The organism is Polynucleobacter campilacus (assembly GCF_002206625.1).
GTDB classification, from domain to species: domain Bacteria; phylum Pseudomonadota; class Gammaproteobacteria; order Burkholderiales; family Burkholderiaceae; genus Polynucleobacter; species Polynucleobacter campilacus.
In genome coordinates this window covers 143106-162241 of record NZ_NGUP01000004.1, presented here as the reverse complement: position 1 = coordinate 162241, position 19136 = coordinate 143106, and the positions used below count along the sequence as shown (strand labels likewise).

The 19136-nt window shown below is 46.0% G+C and carries 20 protein-coding genes; 9 read left to right on the top strand and 11 right to left on the bottom strand.

Annotated elements, in window-relative coordinates:
- The 7 genes from CBI31_RS08910 to CBI31_RS08880 form a co-directional block, all read left to right on the top strand.
- The coding region (locus CBI31_RS08910; RefSeq protein WP_206075483.1) for a peptidylprolyl isomerase at positions 1–211 on the top strand (211 nt) is incomplete at its 5' end.
- Positions 212–234: 23 nt separating this feature from the next.
- Positions 235–2061: a bifunctional chorismate-binding protein/class IV aminotransferase gene (locus CBI31_RS08905; RefSeq protein WP_088526051.1), complete on the top strand. Its 1827-nt coding sequence runs from the start codon at positions 235–237 to the stop codon at positions 2059–2061.
- Positions 2062–2070: 9 nt separating this feature from the next.
- Positions 2071–2631, top strand: coding sequence for an NUDIX hydrolase (locus CBI31_RS08900; RefSeq protein ID WP_088526050.1), 561 nt, complete (start codon positions 2071–2073; stop codon positions 2629–2631).
- A 20-nt stretch (positions 2632–2651) separates the two neighbouring features.
- Positions 2652–3389 (top strand): leucyl/phenylalanyl-tRNA--protein transferase, encoded by a 738-nt coding sequence (aat, locus tag CBI31_RS08895; protein WP_088526049.1) that lies wholly within the window; start codon positions 2652–2654, stop codon positions 3387–3389.
- Positions 3386–4132, top strand: coding sequence for an arginyltransferase (locus CBI31_RS08890; RefSeq protein WP_088526048.1), 747 nt, complete (start codon positions 3386–3388; stop codon positions 4130–4132). The genes aat and CBI31_RS08890 overlap by 4 nt, the downstream gene beginning before the upstream one ends.
- Positions 4133–4141: 9 nt before the next feature.
- A complete protein-coding gene (locus CBI31_RS08885; RefSeq protein WP_088526047.1) occupies positions 4142–5182 on the top strand; it encodes a quinone-dependent dihydroorotate dehydrogenase in 1041 nt (346 codons plus the stop codon).
- Between the two features lie 88 nt (positions 5183–5270).
- Positions 5271–6095, top strand: a complete 825-nt coding sequence (locus tag CBI31_RS08880) for an IclR family transcriptional regulator (RefSeq protein WP_088526046.1) — start codon at positions 5271–5273, stop codon at positions 6093–6095.
- Positions 6096–6105: 10 nt separating this feature from the next.
- On the opposite strand, the gene CBI31_RS08875 is transcribed toward CBI31_RS08880, so the two are convergent.
- On the bottom strand, positions 6106–7146 hold the full coding sequence (locus CBI31_RS08875; protein ID WP_240553879.1) for a serine hydrolase: 1041 nt from the start codon (positions 7144–7146) through the stop codon (positions 6106–6108).
- 69 nt (positions 7147–7215) lie between these two features.
- Positions 7216–8103, bottom strand: coding sequence for a DMT family transporter (locus CBI31_RS08870; protein WP_088526045.1), 888 nt, complete (start codon positions 8101–8103; stop codon positions 7216–7218).
- 203 nt (positions 8104–8306) lie between these two features.
- On the opposite strand from CBI31_RS08870, the gene CBI31_RS08865 reads away from it, so the two are divergent.
- Positions 8307–8840, top strand: coding sequence for a phasin family protein (locus CBI31_RS08865; RefSeq protein WP_088526044.1), 534 nt, complete (start codon positions 8307–8309; stop codon positions 8838–8840).
- A gap of 8 nt (positions 8841–8848) precedes the next feature.
- On the opposite strand, the gene CBI31_RS08860 is transcribed toward CBI31_RS08865, so the two are convergent.
- The 7 genes from CBI31_RS08860 to CBI31_RS08830 are packed head-to-tail and all read right to left on the bottom strand — an operon-like array spanning position 8849 to position 15150.
- A complete protein-coding gene (locus CBI31_RS08860) occupies positions 8849–9829 on the bottom strand; it encodes a Bug family tripartite tricarboxylate transporter substrate binding protein (protein ID WP_240553877.1) in 981 nt (326 codons plus the stop codon).
- Between the two features lie 8 nt (positions 9830–9837).
- Positions 9838–10512 (bottom strand): RraA family protein, encoded by a 675-nt coding sequence (locus CBI31_RS08855; RefSeq protein ID WP_206075482.1) that lies wholly within the window; start codon positions 10510–10512, stop codon positions 9838–9840.
- A gap of 9 nt (positions 10513–10521) precedes the next feature.
- Entirely contained in the window at positions 10522–11541 is a 1020-nt protein-coding gene (locus CBI31_RS08850) for an amidohydrolase family protein (protein ID WP_088526043.1), read from the bottom strand.
- A 36-nt stretch (positions 11542–11577) separates the two neighbouring features.
- Entirely contained in the window at positions 11578–12543 is a 966-nt protein-coding gene (locus tag CBI31_RS08845; RefSeq protein WP_088526042.1) for a Bug family tripartite tricarboxylate transporter substrate binding protein, read from the bottom strand.
- Positions 12544–12548: 5 nt separating this feature from the next.
- The gene (locus CBI31_RS08840; RefSeq protein WP_088526041.1) at positions 12549–13499 is read right to left on the bottom strand and encodes a Bug family tripartite tricarboxylate transporter substrate binding protein; all 951 of its coding nucleotides are present in this window, start codon (positions 13497–13499) and stop codon (positions 12549–12551) included.
- Positions 13496–14161 (bottom strand): RraA family protein, encoded by a 666-nt coding sequence (locus CBI31_RS08835; RefSeq protein ID WP_088526040.1) that lies wholly within the window; start codon positions 14159–14161, stop codon positions 13496–13498. The genes CBI31_RS08840 and CBI31_RS08835 overlap by 4 nt, the downstream gene beginning before the upstream one ends.
- 20 nt (positions 14162–14181) lie before the next feature.
- Positions 14182–15150, bottom strand: coding sequence for a Bug family tripartite tricarboxylate transporter substrate binding protein (locus CBI31_RS08830; RefSeq protein WP_088526039.1), 969 nt, complete (start codon positions 15148–15150; stop codon positions 14182–14184).
- A gap of 116 nt (positions 15151–15266) precedes the next feature.
- Here CBI31_RS08830 and CBI31_RS08825 point away from each other — a divergent pair, with 116 nt between their 5' ends.
- Positions 15267–15641, top strand: coding sequence for a hypothetical protein (locus CBI31_RS08825; protein WP_240553875.1), 375 nt, complete (start codon positions 15267–15269; stop codon positions 15639–15641).
- A gap of 82 nt (positions 15642–15723) precedes the next feature.
- On the opposite strand, the gene lpdA is transcribed toward CBI31_RS08825, so the two are convergent.
- Together lpdA and aceF are read right to left on the bottom strand one after the other, a co-directional pair.
- Positions 15724–17505: a dihydrolipoyl dehydrogenase gene (gene lpdA, locus CBI31_RS08820; RefSeq protein WP_088526038.1), complete on the bottom strand. Its 1782-nt coding sequence runs from the start codon at positions 17503–17505 to the stop codon at positions 15724–15726.
- A gap of 10 nt (positions 17506–17515) precedes the next feature.
- On the bottom strand, positions 17516–19129 hold the full coding sequence (gene aceF, locus CBI31_RS08815) for a dihydrolipoyllysine-residue acetyltransferase (protein ID WP_088526037.1): 1614 nt from the start codon (positions 19127–19129) through the stop codon (positions 17516–17518).
- Between the last annotated feature and the right edge of the window lie 7 nt (positions 19130–19136).

Sequence of the window (19136 nt, the reverse complement as noted above, 5' to 3'; positions counted from 1 at the left end):
CTTCATCAACGTCAATGACAATGTCGCACTGGACTTCCCCAATGCCATGGGCAATGGCTATACCGTTTTTGGCAAAGTGATTTCTGGCACACAAACCATTGATACCATCCGCAAGGTGCCGACAATGGTTGCTCCAGCCCCACGCATGGGCAGAATGGCCGACGTTCCTTCTAAGACAGTGACGATTGAATCAGCTACCCTGCTGAAATAAATAGAAGAGATAGGTCAGCCGCAATGATTTTGCTCGATGATGCGCAAAGTACAGCGGCCAAACCGTCTAGTCGCCATTATGAAAGCCCGCTCCATTATTGGCGGATTCTTTCTACTGGTGATAACTCACTGGATTTATCGGCCACTCAGACTTGTTTAGCCCAAATTGCGACAGCTCTTGATAGAGGGGAGTTTGTTGTTGCTGCATTTGCCTATGAGCTAGGCAGACAAATTCATCGTCTGCCACAAAGAGTGGGAAACACTTTAAGCACTCATCCACTGATTGAAGCTTGGTCATTCAAAAGCTTTGACAAACTATCTAAAGAGCAAGTTGATGCTTTGATTGCTGATCGGCTAGCCCTGCTCGAGCCCGATCAGAGGTCTGCTGGTGTGCTCGATGTGCGTGAGTCATTAAGTGAGGAGCAGTTTGTCTCTGATATCGCTAGTATTCAGGAATACATTCGAGATGGCGATACCTATCAAATCAATCACACCTATCGCATCACTGGTAAAGCTTATGGCTCTGCTCTAGCTTTATATAGCCGCCTGCGTGAACGTCAGCCGGGCAGATTTGGGGCTTACATCTCACACGATGGTAATCACCTCCTATCCCAATCTCCCGAGCTCTTTATATCTCGTGAAGGGGATACTCTCAAAGCCATGCCTATGAAAGGCACTGCGAGTGCTTTATCTTCAGTAGCCAGTGCTTTATCTGATGACCCTAAGAATCAAGCTGAAAATGTCATGATTGTGGATCTATTGCGCAACGATCTTAGCCGCATCTCTTTACCAGGCACGGTCACTGTGCCCAATTTATTTGAAGTGGCTAGGCACGGCGATGTCTTACAAATGACTTCAACTGTACAAGGTCAAGCTAAGCCCAATACTTCTCTCTTGGATGTTTTGAATGCCGTCTTCCCCTGTGGTTCTGTCACAGGCGCCCCCAAAAAACGCAGCATGCAAATTATTCAGGACTTAGAGCCAGAAGATCGCGGCTATTACTGTGGCGCCTTAGGCTGGATTGATCCTAGCGGTGACTTTACCTTTAGTGTTCCCATTCGTACCGTGGAGATTACAGAAGAAATCCAATCGCACGCCTCTACCTTTACCTTAGGTATTGGGGCTGGCATCACCATTGATTCTGAGCCAAAACAAGAATGGGAAGAATGTCGGATTAAATCAAACTTCTTGATGAATCTCCCCTCCTCTACTGGCTTATTTGAAACGATTTCTATCATTGGCAACATTCCTCAGAAATTAGAAATGCATTTAGACCGCATGCAATCTTCCGCCTTAGCATTAGGAATTACCTTTGATAGATCTGCTGCAAAAGTAGTAGTTGAAAACGCTTGTTCATCACTGGATGCTGGTGTTACTTTCAGGCTGAGACTTGATCTTGCAACAAACGGGGATCTTTCGACTTCCACGGGAGTGCTCGATACCCTCAATGAACCAGTCAAAATTTTCTGGGCTAAGGATATTCTTTCTGGCGATGTCGGCATGTTTTCTGGCGACGCTTTATTGCGCCATAAGGTTAGTAATCGCAGTCTTTACGATCTAGCCTGGCAAACCGCTGTTGGATTAGGTGGCTTTGATGCTCTGTTTACTAATGAACAGGGCTTTGTGACTGAGGGCGGGAGAACTAGCATTTTTGTTAAACCTCAGGGTAGCTCGGAATGGTTAACTCCGCCGGTTTTTGCAGGCCTATTACCTGGGGTGATGCGTGCAACCCTGCTTGCTGACCCAAAACTGAATGCCCGCGAAGCTAACCTGACTATTAATGATGTTTCAATGGCGGATGAGATTATTCTTAGCAATGCCCTGCGTGGTCTTATCAAGGCCCATTTCTAGAAAGTTGTCATGAAGTATTGCTCTCACTGCGCCTCTAAGCTGACCATCAAGATTCCGGCCGATGATTCTCGTGAACGTCATGTTTGCGAAGCCTGTGGGAGTATTCATTATCAAAATCCCCGCAATGTTGTGGGTAGTATTCCGGTCTACGAAAAACAAGTCTTACTGTGCCGTCGCGCTATTGAGCCACGTCATGGCTATTGGACGCTACCCGCTGGTTTTATGGAGCTTGGTGAAAGCACTAGTCATGGCGCCGCTAGAGAAACGCTTGAAGAGGCTGGCGCTCAGGTTGAAATGGGGCCGCTCTATTCCCTGTTAAATGTTCCTCATGCAGAACAGGTGCATTTGTTCTACCTAGCAAAAATGACCTCTTCACAATTTTGCGCTGGCGAAGAGAGTCTTGAGGTTGCACTCTTTCATGAGCATGAAATTCCTTGGGCAGAGTTGGCTTTCCCAACGGTCAAGCAAACCCTAGAGTGGTTCTTTGCTGACCGCGCTGCCGGCCTTTTAGAGGCAGGTAAAGGGTTTCAGGTACGCAGTCGTGATGTGCTGCCATCCGAGAGAATTTAGTGTCTGACGTAGATTAAGGTATGAGTCAGATTACTTGGCTAGGACCACAGGACTCCTTTCCAAACCCACTGCTTGAATCTGATCCCGATCCCAGTGTTCCAGGATTGATTGCAGTGAGTGAGCGTATTTATCCAGGACAGCTATCTCAAGCGTACCAACTCGGGATCTTTCCTTGGTACTCCGATAATCAACCCGTCTTATGGTGGTCACCAGATCCCCGCATGGTTCTCAAGCCCACAGAATTTAAATGTAGTGATTCTCTGAAAAAAAATATTCGTCTTTTCTGTCAAGATGTTCATTCACAAATCGTAGTAGATGATGATTTTGGGGCGGTGATTCGTGCTTGCGCTACCAGCGCCCGTAAAGATCAAGATGGCACTTGGATCACCCATGAAATCATGGATGCCTACACCGCACTTCATGAAGGAGGTCATGCCCATAGCATTGCAGTGACTGAAGGTGGTCAAATCATTGGTGGCCTATATTGCGTATCGTTTGGTTCCATGATTTTTGGAGAATCCATGTTCAGCCGTAAGCCTGGCGCCTCCAAGATTGCCCTAGCCGCCTTAAGTGCTTGGTCCCTTCAAAATGAAATTGTCATGATTGATTGCCAACAAGAGACCTCGCACTTGCATTCCCTGGGTGCAGCCCCCATCTCCCGACGTGAATTTCTGGAACAACTGCAAATATCTTTGAATCAAACTAAGATTGAACTATCTTGGACTTTTGACAAAACAATGTTGACCCACTGGCTATGACTCGGCTCAAAGAACTTCCGCTCACCGCATTGCAGTTTTATGCAACGGCGCCCTACCCTTGCTCTTATTTGCCTAATCGTACAGCGCGCTCACAAGTAGCTACACCATCCCATTTAATTCATGCGGATACTTATAGTGAGCTATTGAATGCTGGCTTTCGTCGTAGCGGCCTTTATACCTATCGCCCTTATTGCGATGAATGCAGAGCCTGCGTTGCCACTCGTATTCTAGTCAATCAATTTGTACCGTCTCGCAGTCAACGTCGCGCCTGGAAAAAGCATGTTGGCTTAGAGGTATCTGTTCTGAACTTAGGTTATCAAGAGGAGCACTATCAGCTATACCAGCGCTATCAAAATGAGAGGCATGCTGGCGGAGAAATGGATAGTGATGATCAAGAGCAATACATGCAGTTCCTATTACAGAGTCGTGTTAACTCGCGCATTGTGGAGTTTAGGGATGGTCCGCATGACTCTCATCCTGGGCGCCTGCGCATGGTCAGCATGATTGATATCTTAGATCAGGGGATTTCTTCGGTATACACCTTCTTCGATACCTCGGTGCACGCATCTAGCTTCGGTAGTTACAGCATCTTATGGCAAATCGAGCAGGCCAAAATACTGGGGCTTCCTTATCTCTACCTAGGCTACTACATTCGAGAGAGTGAAAAAATGTCTTATAAAGCCAACTATCAGCCGATAGAAGGTTTAATTGATGATCATTGGCAGAGCTTGACTGGGTCATAATATCTACCCATGATCGATCGTTATTCTCTTTTACGCCCCTGGCTCTTTTGCTTAGATCCCGAACAAGCCCACAATCTCACTCTCAGTAATTTGGATCGTGCACAGCGCTGGGGCTTGCTTGAACGTCTTATGGGTAAGCCTGTAGCTGACCCTCGTACGATTTGTGGAATCACCTTTGCAAACCCAGTCGGCCTTGCTGCTGGCCTAGATAAAGACGGCAAACACATTGATGCACTTGCTGCTCTGGGGTTTGGTTTTTTAGAAATTGGTACAGTCACACCCCGTCCACAACCAGGAAATCCAAAGCCACGCATGTTTAGGCTTTCAGAAGCACAGGCCATCATCAATCGCATGGGCTTTAATAATGATGGTGTGGATGCTTGCGTTACTAGAGTTCGCCGCTCACGCTTTTGGCAACAAGGTGGTGTCTTGGGTATGAATATTGGCAAGAATGCTAGCACGCCAATTGAAGATGCTGCCAGCGATTACATGCTGGCAATGGAAGCTGTTTATGAAATTGCCTCCTATATTACTGTGAACATCTCTTCCCCAAATACTCAGAACCTACGAGCTCTTCAGGGCGAAGCTATGTTGCGTTCATTATTGAGTCGTTTAGATGAAGCTAGGAAACGTTTGAGTGATCGCTACAACGTTCGTAAACCACTCTTCTTGAAAATTGCACCTGACTTAGAGTCTGGTGATATTAATTTGATTGCAGATTTATCCATGGAGTTTGGCATCGATGCTATCATTGCTACCAATACAACGATTGCACGTGATGCCGTGCAAGGTATTCAGCATTGTGAAGAAGCCGGTGGATTATCGGGTGCCCCAGTGCGTACAGCCTCAACTCAAGTAATCAAAACACTCAAAGCAAGATTAGGAAATACGTTACCTATTATCGGCGTTGGCGGTATTTTGTCGGGGGCTGATGCAAAGGAGAAAATCATGGCCGGCGCCAGCCTGGTACAGATTTATAGTGGGCTCATCTACAGGGGTCCCGATCTCGTCAGTGAGTGCGCCAAAGCCCTCAAACAATCTGAGAAATAGCCCTTAAAACAGGGCTTTGAAGCCTGAATATCTTTAAAATAGCGTTTCACAATATGCAATTTCAACTGAAATCGCTACAATAGAGCCTATGAGCACTAGTAAAACTGTCAAAAATGCCAGAAGCACTGGGGAAGTTGCTAAAACAGCCATTCAGGTGGTCGAGCGGATGATGAATCTGCTTGATGCCTTAGCCGAGCAAGAAGAATCTAGCAGTCTCAAAAATTTAGCGGAGCAAACCAGCCTTCACCCTTCTACTGCCCACCGCATTCTGAATGATATGGTTGCCTGCCGTTTGGTTGAACGGGGCGATGGCGGCACTTATCGACTTGGCCTAAAACTCTTAGAACTCGGTAATCTAGTGAAGGCAAGACTCTCTGTTCGCGAGGCAGCTCAAGCTCCCATGCGTACGTTACATAAACTCACTGGTGAGACCATCAATCTATCAGTACGCCAAGGTGATGAAATCGTTTATATCGATCGCGCCTATAGCGAACGCTCTGGCATGCAAGTAGTTCGTGCCATTGGTGGGCGGGCTCCACTACACCTCACCTCCGTTGGTAAACTATTTTTATCAAGCGATGATGCCAATCAAGTTCGCGCCTATGTCACCCGGACTGGCTTATCAGGCCACACTCGTAATAGTATTACTGACGCAGCAAAATTAGAGTCTGCCCTCAATCAAGTTCGAAAAGAAGGCAATGCCCGCGATGATGAAGAGTTAGAGCTCGGTGTAAGTTGTTTCGCCGCTGCTATTTTGGATGATGCTGGAAAGTTGGTTGCAGGCTTATCACTCAGCTCACCGACAGATCGTATGCAAGCTGACTGGCTCAAAGCCCTACAGGATACCGCCCTACAGATTTCTAAAGGGTTAGGTTACAAACCTAAAACGACCGAGCCAGGCTCAGCAGTCTAGCTAAAACCCATTACATCAAGCGACGAACTGGTTGCGTGCCTGAAGGCATGCGCTCATACCAGTCACGCACGCGTACCGCATCTGCAAAACGAGATTGGGTACCAACAGAATCTAAGAACACCAATAATAAGGGTGTGTTGTTCACTCTGGCCTGCATCACTAAGCACTTTCCTGCTGCGTTAATAAAACCCGTTTTTTGTAAGCCGATATTCATATCCCCAGAGCGTACTAAACGATTGGTATTTAAAAACTTTTGTGGTCGATTGGCGATGACCATTGTTAAATCTGGCCAGGTGGAGAATTCACGGATCATTTTGTACTGGTAGGCAGCACTGAGCATACGGGCTAGATCTTCGGCAGAGGCCACGTTCTCACTCATCAAACCCGTAGGGTCAGCAAAATGAGAATGGTCCATTCCCAACTCTCTCGCTTTACGATTCATAGCATCTACAAAACCTGAAACACCCCCAGGATAGTTTCTGGCCAAGGTATATGCTGCTCGGTTCTCAGAGGACATCAAAGCAAGCAATAAAGCCTCTTCACGCGTCATGACTGTGCCGCCCGCTAGACGAGATTTAGCATAGCTACGAACATCATCCGCATTAATCACAATGGTCTCATCCAAAGGTAGCTTGGAATCTAAAACAACCATCGCAGTCATTAACTTAGTAATAGAGGCTATAGGCAAGCTAACAGAAGAATTTTTTTCAAAATACACTTCTTGGGTATCTTGATTAACAACCATAGCTACACTAGACTTTAAGCTCAGCTCATCATGCTGGCCCCGCAAACCCAGTGCTGTTGCAAATGAAGGATGGGGCGGAGCGGGCTCAGATGAACGAGTGACGGTAACGCGAACCGCTTTTTGCTGTTTAGTTGATTTAGTAGTTCTAACGACTACTTTATTGGTCTTGGGCTTTTTTTCTCTATCTTGGCTGGCGGCAATGGCTGGCGCGTTCAGAGAAGCGCCGCATGCAAAGACCATAGTCAAGATCAAGATCGAGAGTCGATTCAAATGCATCCTAAAAATACCTTCCAAAACTTTTAACATACGGAATGATAATTAATTTCAAAGCCCAGGATGGATTTATTAGCCCCATCTTGGACATTTGACAGCGTTCTACTCAGCAATGGTCGCCACCGAATTGGCTTGGCGGGTATTTACCAAGACTACCCCTGTCATCGTCAAACCCAGCCCTAGTGCCATCATGAGCGTAAACGGCTCACCAAATAAGAACCAGGCCATCAGCGCTGTTGTCGGAGGTGTGAGGTAAAGAAAGCTAGTTACCTTGGTTGCTGCACCCTTGCGAATCATCATAAATAGCAGGCTAATTGAGCCAATCGATAGCGGAAAAATGGCCCACAATAAGGCGCCAATGACCGACGCATTCCAGACCATTACGCCTGTCTCAAAGAAATACATATAAATAAAGCAAAGAATGGCAGAGACCCCAAACTGAATCGAAGAACCTGCACTGAGGTCAAATACGGGACAATATTTTTTCTGATACAGGGTGCCAAAAGTAATCGAAAGTAATGCGATAAATGCCAATACATAGCCCTCCAATGGAATATGGGCAAAACTAATTTTTGCCAGCACCACTAGAGCAACGCCTGCAAAACCAAAGCCTAAGCCAGTCCACTGACGTGGTGAGACTTGTTCTGATACCCATGCAGCGAACCAAGCAGTCAAAATAGGTTGTAAGCCGACAATAATGGCTACCAAGCCTGCTGTCATGCCGAGGTGGACAGCAAACCACACTCCGAACAAATATCCAAACTGCAGCAAGATGCCAGCAACAGCAATATGCTTTGTTTGCGACCAACTTGGCCAGGTAATATGCCAGATCAGACTAAGCACCGCCATGGCTGCTAGAACACCCGCAAAACGCCAAAATAAGAAGGTTGCTGGCTCAACATAAGGCATGGCTAGACGAGCAATGACAAAGCCCGTGCTCCAAATCAGCACGAATATCGGTGCAATGACGGTATCTAAGCTGAGCTTCATGGTTAACTTACTGAAAATATTGGAATTTTTTATTCAACCATTGATTTTAGGCTCTTTTTATATGGGCACCTTCCTCCCATATTTGGACTCTTGATGATTCTTTATGCTGCGATGCAATATATAGCAAGCTAGCAGTAGAGGTATAGAGTGAGATATTGCTTATCAGTACAAACGAGGCGCAAATCCATTTGAAGGGGATTGAAATGAACTTAACACCAGAACAGTTGGCTGCAGCGCAAAAGGCAAATTTAGAAACCTTGAGTAGCCTAACTAATCAAGCACTCCAAAGCATTGAAAAATTAGTTGAACTCAATATGTATATTGCAAAGCAAAGCTTGAGCGACAGCATGACGAGCGCTAAGAAAGCTTTGGAAGTGAAAGACATTCAACAGCTCCTTGCCCACCAAGCAGAAGCTGTGCAACCAATGGCCGAAAAGATCATGGCTTATAGTCGTCACTTATATGATTTGGCTCATGAAACTCAAAACAACTTTACCCAATCAGCTGAAAAAGAATTTCAGGCAGGTCAACAAAAGATCAATGCTTTAGTGGAAGAGTGGACACAGAATACCCCTGCTGGTTCTGATGCTGCCATTGACGCAATGAAGCAAGCCATTGCTTCTGCCAATAACGTTTATGAAAGCAGTCAAAAGGCTGTGAAGCATGCAATGAATCTTGCGCAGACTAATCTGAATAGCACTACTCACACGGCCATGAAGGCAGCTAAAAAGAAATAGTTCGGCATCTATTCTGCAGTAGCCCCAGACTGCTTCACTAGGAGCTCCCAGTAAGGGATCTCCTTTTTGACAAACGCCGCAAATTGCTCAGGAGTTTGCTCAGCATTCAAAGAGCCCATCTTTGATAAACTCTCCGCGACCTCGGTCGATGCCAGCGTTTTATTAATCTCTTTATTTAACTGATTGACCAATGCTGTTGGCGTTTTGGCTGGAACAAAAATGCCATACCAATTTTCTACAACGAACTTAGGATATCCAAGCTCTTTCATAGTCGGAACATCTGGCAAATTTTTTGCTCGCACCGCTCCAGTAGTTGCAAGCGCCCTCACTTTGCCGCTATTTAAGTGAGGCACCATTGCACTAGTAGCCTCAAATGCCATCGGTACTTGACCAGCCAATACATCGACAATTGCAGGCCCAGACCCTCTATAGGGAATATGAGTCATATCCAGCTTTTGCTCAAGCTTGAGCAACTCGCCTAAAAGATGATGAGTACTTCCACTTCCAGGGGAAGCAAAACTGTATTTACCTGGCTCCTTCTTAATCAAAGCGATTAACTCAGCGACAGAGTTTGCAGGAACCGATGAATTAACATAGAGCACCATGGGTACGGCAGCGACCTCAGCCACTGGCCTTAAGCTAGTAATGGGATCATTACGAAGCTTGTATAGATTCCGATTAATGACAACGCCTGTGCTATTGCCAAGTAATAAAGTACAACCATCACCAGCTGCACTACTCACAAAGTCAGTACCAATATTGCCGCTGGCACCTGTCTTGTTTTCAACAATCACACTGACATTTAATTGTTTTGATAGTCCAGGAACTAACATTCTTGCGAGAACATCACTCGCACCACCAGGTGGATAAGGCGAAATGATTTTGATGACAGGGCATGGGTACTGGGCGTATGCCAATTGAGCGCTTAATCCAAAACAGATCAAGCAAAGGATTTTTGAAATCACTCTAGGGATATACATTGAATTCATATCGGCGCCTAACTTTTCAACATTTGTTCGTAGTTAAATTGCTTATCCACATCAAGAATAGACTGCCCTGCTCTTAATGCTTCAACCATTGCTAGCTCTTTGGCAGCAATATTCTCTGCTGCATCTAATACCTCTTTAATCTTGCCAGCAGGAATTGCTACCATTCCATTCACGTCAGCAACAATCACATCACCAGGCAATACGGGAATGTTTCCAATCCTAACGGGGATATTCCAAGCCTCTTGAACGATGCGTCCTCGAGCAGTGATTGGAACCGTTCCTCTTGCATGTACTGGGAACCCAAACTCTTCGCAGGTATCGACATCACGAACTGCGCCATCGACCACTACCCCTGAGATCTTTTTTTGTAAAGCTCCCATCGAGAGAATTTCACCCCAACAGTTATTGTTCAGATCCCCACGGTTATCAATCACAATCACATCGCCCGGGGAAGCAGAAAAGATGGCGTCGACACCAAGATGAGCCTTGCTTTGTGCAGCGCCTGCAGCAATCATGCGGATCGTAATGGCTCTACCAATCACTTTAGTCTTACCCCACTGCGGAACAATACCGATTACAGCAGCTGCAATACCCAACTTATCAAGAGCATCGCTCAAATTTGAAGTTGCCAATTTCTCCAATCGGCCCCTGTACAAACGATCAAACTCTTCGGACGTCATCATATCCCTCGCTTACTTTGGAATTCTATTGTTTATTCTGGAAAATACCTTACGCGCATTGCCTTCAAATATCATTGATTTTGCTTCATTACTGAGGCCATCAACTGCATTAAGATAGCGACGCGTATCATCAAAATAAAATCCAGTATCGGGATCAATATCCTTAACCGCTCCAAAGGTTTCTGATGCAAAGAGAATATTCTTAGTCGGAATCACCTCGGTGAGCAGATTGATTCCTGGCTGGTGATACACGCAAGTATCGAAATAAATATTGTTTAGTAATTTCTGATTAATGTCTGGGATATCCATATCTTTTGCCAACCCTCTGAATCGACCCCAATGATAGGGAACTGCTCCACCCCCATGCGGAATTAAGAAACGCAAAGCTGGAAACTGCGCAAACAAATCTGAAGTTAAGCATTGCATGAATGCAGTGGTGTCTGCATTTAAATAATGGGCACCGGTAGTATGAAAGCAATCATTGCAACTGGTGCTCACATGAATCATGGCTGGTACATCTAAAGCAATCATTTCTTGGTAGATTGGGTGCCAATAGGAGTCACTTAATGGAGGATCACGCCAGTAACCACCAGACGGATCAGGATTAAGGTTGATGCCTACAAATCCATATTCATTAATACATTTACGCATTTCTGGTAAACAGGTGCTGATATCCACCCCTGGTGACTGGGGTAGCATTGCAGCACCAACAAAGTGTTTTGGGAAAAGTTGGGTCACCCGGTAGCAGAGCTCGTTACATAGAGCTGCCCATGTTGCAGAGGTATTGAAATCGCCAATATGGTGAGTCATAAAGCTAGCTTGTGGTGAAAAAATGGTGACATCTATACCACGCTCTTTCATTCTAGCCAGTTGATTTTCTTCAATAGACTCACGAATTTCATCATCACTAATTTTTAAATCAGATACCTTAGGACCTAACGCTGGTGTATTTAAATTAGCGACCTGAGCATCGCGCCAAGCCTTTAAGGCTTTTGGGGCGGTGGTGTAGTGGCCATGACAATCAATAATCATCTATGCTTTCCTTTGTGGTGCTGATGTCAGCAAAAATTAGTCTGGTTGAATATTGGCTTCACGCACTAGCTTCTCGTAACGCCTACGCTCTGAATTTAAATAAGATACTGCTTGAGCGGTAGTTCCAGGGCTTACCTCCCCACCAACAGAGCCTAATCGTTCTGTCATCTCTTTAGACTGCAAAGCTTTCTCAACTTGAGCATGCAGCGTTTTCACAATAGATGCTGGAGTCTTAGCAGGTGCAATTAAGCTGTACCACACGGAAGCCTCAAAACCTGGATAGCCGGATTCCGCTACCGTAGGCACCTCTGGAAATATTGGGGAACGCTTTGCACTCATCACGGCAACAATCTTGAGCTTGCCACTTTTGACATGCGGGGCAACTTCCAACATATTTACCGCAACCAAATCCAACTGCCCCCCAATCAGATCTGTAATCGCGGGGGCTCCGCCTTTGTAGGGAATATGTTTTAAAGAAATCCCCGAGGATTGCTCGAAAAATTTCATGGCCATATGTGGCGTTGCGCCATTACCAGGGGTTCCATAGGTAATAAAATCAGGATTCGCCTTTGCAGCTTTGATTAAGTCAGATAACTTCTGATACTTACTATCAGCAGAAGTTGCGATGACAACTGGTACGCGACCAATCATAGCAATTGGCGTAATGTCTTTGTCAATATCAAAGGGTTGCGGTTTATATAAAGACATATTTGCCGCCAAGGCATTTGCAGCCACCATTAAGGTGTAACCATCGGGCGGACTATCAATCAATTGCTTGACGGCAATATTTGTTCCAGCTCCCGGCTTATTTTCAAATACTATCGACTGACCAAGAGAGGCTGAGAGGCTTTGACCTAAAGTTCTGGCAACCAAATCAACCGCTCCGCCAGGAGCATAACCAACTAAAACCTTAATGGGTTTATTTGGATAATCTTGAGCCATCAGAACGCTAGCAAAAAGAAAATTGGCTGCGAGCAAGAAGCTGAATAGGATTTTTTTCATGAAGATTACTCTCTGGGGGCTCCTGACATTTTCACAATGCCTTCATAGCGCTTAATCTCTGATTGTGAGAACTTCGTAAAATCGACTACTGAGCCGCCATCAATCTGGGCGCCAATGCCTTGAAGACTTTTGCGTACCTCTGGATCTTTTAGAACCTTATTGAAGGCAACATTGAGTTTCTCAGTAATGTCCTTTGGCGCGCCCGCAGGCAACATCACGCCATACCAAGCATTCGCAACCATTGGCACCCCAACTTCTTTCATTGTTGGGACGTTAGGCAACTCAGGGATGCGCTTATCTGCCGCTATGCCTAAGGCTTTTAATTTACCCGCCTTGATATTGTTCAGCGAGCCAGTATCGAGCATCATATCGATATGTCCAGCCATTAAATCTAAGGCGGCAGGACCACTTCCCTTGTAGGGAACATGACGAATATCTAAACCAGTGACGGTTTTAAATTGTGCGCCGGCCAAATGCTGAGATGCGCCAATGCCTGCGGAGCCATAGGTAAACTTTCCAGGGTTTTGCTTGGCATCAGCCATCAAGTCTTTCATACTATTCCAAGGCGATGACTCAGGTACGACCATAATATTTGGAATAGTGCATACCAAAACTACTGGAGTGAAATCTTTGGCGGCATCGAAGCCTTGATTTGCAAATAAGTGAGGGCCTGCCGCATTAGTTGAACTGGTTGCCATTAAGATTGCATATCCATCTGGCTTCTCTTGTACAAAAGCCTGCGTACCTATGTTGCCGCCTGCCCCGCCCTTGTTTTCAACAAAAACAGAAACGCCAAGCTCTTTGGTAAGGGGTATTGCCAAGATACGAGCAACTTGATCCGTCGCTCCACCTGGAGGCCAGGGAACTAAAAATTTAATCGACTTATCTGGAAATGCCGCTATTGCATTGAGGGAAACAAAGCTTAAAAGTACTGTCAAGACTCTCTTAAGTTTCATATCACGCCTTTCTGTTTCAAAGTAGCGTCTACCCAAGAATCATCGTACTTACCATCAATAATGGATTGAATTGTTTTGCGTTCAGTAATCTCTTTTTCTTTACCTAATCTAGCGCCCTCCAATGCCAACTCAGGAGACAAAGCAATGATCCCATCGCAATCGCCCAAAATCACATCGCCTGGATGAATCACCATACCCCCTATGGAAACAGGCACATTAATACTGCCTGGACCATCCTTAAGGGGGCCGCGCATATTGACACCACGCGCCCAGCATGGAAAGCGATGCTTTTCAAAAGCCTCAACATCCCGAATTGCTGCATCAAAAACTACTCCAACTGCGCCTCTTGATTTAGCAACAGTCATCATGATTTCGCCAAATAAGGCTCGAGAGATGTCACCTCCACCATCGACTACCAGTACATCGCCTGGCTGGAGAATTTGTAGCGCCTTATGAATCATCAAATTATCGCCAGATCTAACACTGACTGTGACAGCGTTACCACATACGGAAACTGGTGACTTATTTACAGGCAATATATTGACCGCACCAATAGTACGGCCCAATACATCACTGACAACCGAGGTTGCCAATCCCGTCAGGGCAGCAATGCCTTCCTTAAAGGCCTCTTTTCTTGGATTAATTTCGTAACCATTATTCATATTGCCATCCTCTTTTATTTTTAATCTACTGTTGCGCCTGTGCGCTTAACTAAAGACTCCCAATATGGAATTTCTTTATTAATAAATTGCGTAAATTGCTCGGGTGTCCCCGCTACATCACTCGAGCCCATCTTATTCAGGCTTGCCGCAACCTCCGACTCCTTCATGACGGTATTAAATGCTTTATTTAATCGCGCAATCAAAACAGATGGGGTTTTAGCCGCAACAAAAATGCCGTACCAATTCTCGACAACAAAGCTCGAATACCCAAGCTCTTTCATAGTAGGAATATTTGGAAAGTTTTTAGGTCGGACTAAGCCCGTTGTTGCTAGCGCACGAATACGGCCTGATGCCATCTGCGCAGAAATAGTTGTCGTTGTCTCAAATGCAATGGGCACTTGGCCAGCAATAACATCAGCCATGGCTGGTCCCTGCCCTCTGTAGGGTATATGCGTCATGTCTAGCTGCTTTTCAAGCTTCAGCATTTCTGCCATCAGATGTTGTGGACTTCCACTGCCGCCAGATGCATAACTATATTTGCCAGGATTATTTTTAATAAGCTCTACTAGCTCACCGACAGTATTTGCAGGTACTGATGCATTTACATAAAGCACCAAAGGCACAGAAGCTACTTCTGCAACCGCCGCCAAGTCTTTGGATGGATTGATTCTCAACTTATACAAATTTTGGTTAATCACAATGCCAGTATTATTTCCGAGCAATAGAGTGCAACCATCAGAAGCTGAGTTAGCAACAAATTCAGTCCCAATATTGCTACTTGCTCCACCCTTATTCTCAACCACAACATTTGTACCAAGTTGCTTTGCTAAACCGGGCGCCAGCATTCTAGCTAGAATATCGGTCGTACCTCCAGGTGGGTATGGCGATACAAACTTAACCACCGCACAGGGGTAAGCACTTTGTGCCAAAACATTCCCAGAAGATAGTAAGCAGCAAGAAAGTGTAAGCAGCAATAACTGTTTTTTCATTTTTTAGTCCCCATTTTTGTGGCGCACTGTCTTCATACATGCGCTAATATCTATTCTTTGGTAAAAATATACCTTACTCTGGCAATAACACGTCAGATTGCCCAAATTATCACTAGATGACCAATTCCGTTGATCGAGAGATGTTGCTTGGATTTGCCCAATCCTTTGACGGAAAGAGCAAGTGCGCTGATTGCCAATCTTTATCGTGCGCAGGCTGGGAAAGCATCCCCGGTGGCTTCATCACTAACGCCCTAGAGTGCATAGGAACCCTCAGAGTCGAAGACGCTCCAGAATGCTGGGAAGAGTATCACCCCAAGGGAACCAATATATGGTCCAAGGATGCTCCAATCTCTTCAGCTTTCCATCCCTACAACAAGTCTGACGTCTATGAGTGTAAGCATTGTGGATGCAAGTACCTCCGTTATACAGAATGCGGTGGTTATTACGTAGATGAGCGCATCCGAGAATTAAATATCAACCTCATCACATGAGATTGATGTAAGTTTGAAGTAAGAATTTAAAAGCCCTGAGTGATCAGGGCTTTTTTGCAGGAGCTTAGTTAATATCTCTTACTTAAGACTTCTTTTTGACTGGTGGTAAATCAGTGCAATGGCCGTGGGCTGCTTCTGCAGCCAGACCAACTGACTCACCCAGCGTTGGATGCGGATGAATCGTCTTACCGATATCAACAGCATCAGCACCCATCTCAATTGCAAGGCAAACTTCACCAATTAAATCGCCAGCATGCGTGCCTACAATGCCGCCGCCGATAATCCGATGGGTCGTTGCATCAAAGAGAAGTTTTGTAAAACCTTCATCGCGACCATTAGCAATCGCGCGTCCACTAGCAGCCCATGGAAATAAGCCTTTTTCATAAGCAATACCCTGTGCCTTACACTGCTCTTCCGTTAGGCCAGCCCAAGCTACCTCTGGATCAGTGTACGCAACCGATGGAATCTGCTTCGCATCAAAATAAGACTTCTGTCCTGCCGCAACTTCAGCCGCAACGTGACCTTCATGTACAGCCTTGTGTGCCAACATGGGCTGACCAATAATGTCGCCGATGGCAAAGATATTGGGCACATTAGTGCGCATCTGTTTATCAGCCGCAATAAAGCCACGCTCGTCTACTTGAACGCCGGCTTTGCCAGCATCAATCTTCTTGCCATTTGGAGTGCGTCCAACAGCAACTAGTACTAAGTCATAAATTTGCGGTTCTGCAGGTGCATTCTCGCCCTCAAAGCTCACCTGGATACCATCAGACTTCACCTCGGCCTTAGCAGCGCGTGTCTTGAGCATAATTTTTTCAAAACGTCCGGCATTGAACTTCTCCCAGACTTTTTCAAGATCTCTGTCAGCGCCAGCCATCAGGCCATCCATCATCTCGGCGATATCAATACGTGAGCCGAGTGTGCTATAGACCGTAGCCATCTCTAAACCAATAATGCCACCACCAATCACGAGCATTCTTTTGGGGATACTCTTGAGTAATAAAGCACCTGTGCTATCCACAATGCGTGGATCATCTGGCAAGAATGGCAATTTCACAGGCTGACTACCAGCTGCAATGATCGCCTTCTGAAAACGTACCACTTCTTTGTGACCCGTGAGATCCTGACCACTACCACTAGTTATTTCTACTTCAACGTGATGAGCGTCCAAGAAACGGCCTAAGCCACGAACAGTTTTTACCTTCCGTGCTTTAGCCATACCCGCTAAACCACCCGTTAACTTTGCAATCACAGAATCTTTGTAACCGCGTAATTGATCAATCTCAATCTTTGGATCACCAAACGTAATGCCATGCTTAGACATCGTTTTGACTTCGTCCATCACTGAAGTGGTATGGAGCAATGCTTTAGATGGAATGCAACCTACGTTAAGGCATACGCCACCTAAGGTCGAGTAACGCTCAATTAAAACGGTATTCATACCCAAATCGGCACTTCGGAATGCAGCGCTATAGCCTCCAGGGCCAGCGCCAAGTACCAATACTTCGCACTCGTGATCTACTTTGCCACTGTATTGACCAGCGACTGGTGCTGGCATTTGTGGGGCTGCAGCTTTTGCTGGGGCTGGTGGAGGTGTTGCTGTAGATTGCACTGCAGGTGCAGCGCTACTTGCCTCAATCTCCGCAATCACAGAACCCTTACTAATCTTATCGCCTAGTTTGACTGCAATACTAGTAATCGTTCCAGCAGCATCTGCTGGAATCTCCATGGTTGCCTTATCAGACTCGAGCACTAATAAGGGCTGCTCTTTTTCAACGACGTCACCAACCTTCACTAGCACTTCAATTACTGGCACATCAGAATAGTCACCAATATCAGGGACGAGGATCATTTGCTTAGCCATCGATTCCCCCTTACAGCGTAGCGCGACGGAAGTCGGCTAAGAGTTGTGCAATATATAAATTGAAGCGGGTAGCCAGTGCACCATCAATCACGCGGTGATCTGCTGAGAGAGACAGTGGACAGATCAGTCGGGGCACAAATTGCTTGCCATCCCATACTGGTTTCATAGCAGCTTTGCTGACGCCCAAGATTGCAACCTCTGGAGCATTCACGATGGGTGAGAAGTAAGTTCCACCAATACCACCCAAAGAGGAGATTGTGAAACTTGCGCCCTGCATTTGATCTGGCTTGAGCTTGCCCTCGCGTGCCAATGCCGCCAGCTCAGAAGTTTCTTTGGCAATTTCAAAGATACCTTTTTTATCGACATTTTTGATCACCGGCACTACTAAGCCCGTTGGCGTATCTGCAGCAAATCCAATATTGAAGTACTTCTTCAATATCAAATCATCGCCATCAAGCGAGCTATTAAATTCTGGATACTTCTTCAGGGCGGCTACAGCAGCTTTCATTAAGAAAGCGAGCATCGTAATCTTGGCGCCCCTCTTCTCATTGTCTTTATTTGTCTCGACACGAAATGCTTCTAAGTCGGTCACATCTGCATCTTCGTGATACGTCACTGCCGGAATCATGACCCAGTTACGACCCAAATTTGCCGCAGTTAACTTCTTAATTCGATTTAATGGTTGGCGTTCAATCTCACCAAACTTGGTAAAGTCGACTTTTGGCCAAGGAATCAGATTCAAACCACCCAAGCTTCCGCCACTCGATGCTACAGCGGGGCTAGCAGCGCCACCACTCATGGCGGCCTTAATAAATGCTTGTACGTCCTCTTGGGTAATGCGACCCTTAGGACCAGATCCTTTGACCTGCTGAACGCTCACACCCAGTTCACGTGCGAATTTACGCACCGATGGACTTGCATGACTAAGAGATGCGTCCACCACTGGGGCTGGGTTCGATATTGGAGGAGGCGCTGGAGCACGAACAACTGGTGACTCAACTGCTGCAGGTTTGCTTACTGGTGTTGGCGGTGCCACTGGAGCTGCTGCTGGAGTAGCTGCAGATCCAGATGAATCAGCTTGAAGAATTAAGACTACCGATCCTTCGGAAAGGTTGTCGCCAATCTTTACCTTGACTTCTTTCACAACACCCGCGTGTGATGATGGAACGTCCATCGTTGCTTTATCAGACTCAAGCACAACAATCGATTGCTCTTTCTCAACCTTATCGCCGGCTTTAACCAAGACTTCAATGACGGGTACATCTTTATAGTCGCCGATATCCGGGACTTTGATTTCGATAGCAGAACCGCCCGCATTTGCTGGTGAACTTGCCGGGACTAATGCTGTAGGGGTAGCTTGAGCAGGAGTGGCCGCTGAGGCGCCAGTCTCTTCCAATATGATGACCACCGATCCTTGGGAAAGATTGTCACCAATCTTTACTTTGACTTCTTTTACGACACCAGAGTGCGATGAGGGAACGTCCATCGTTGCTTTGTCAGACTCAAGCACAACGATCGATTGCTCTTTCTCAACGCGATCACCAGCCTTAACCAAGACCTCGATCACCGGAATATCTTTGTAGTCGCCGATATCCGGCACTTTGATTTCGATTGTTTGGCTCATGAATTCT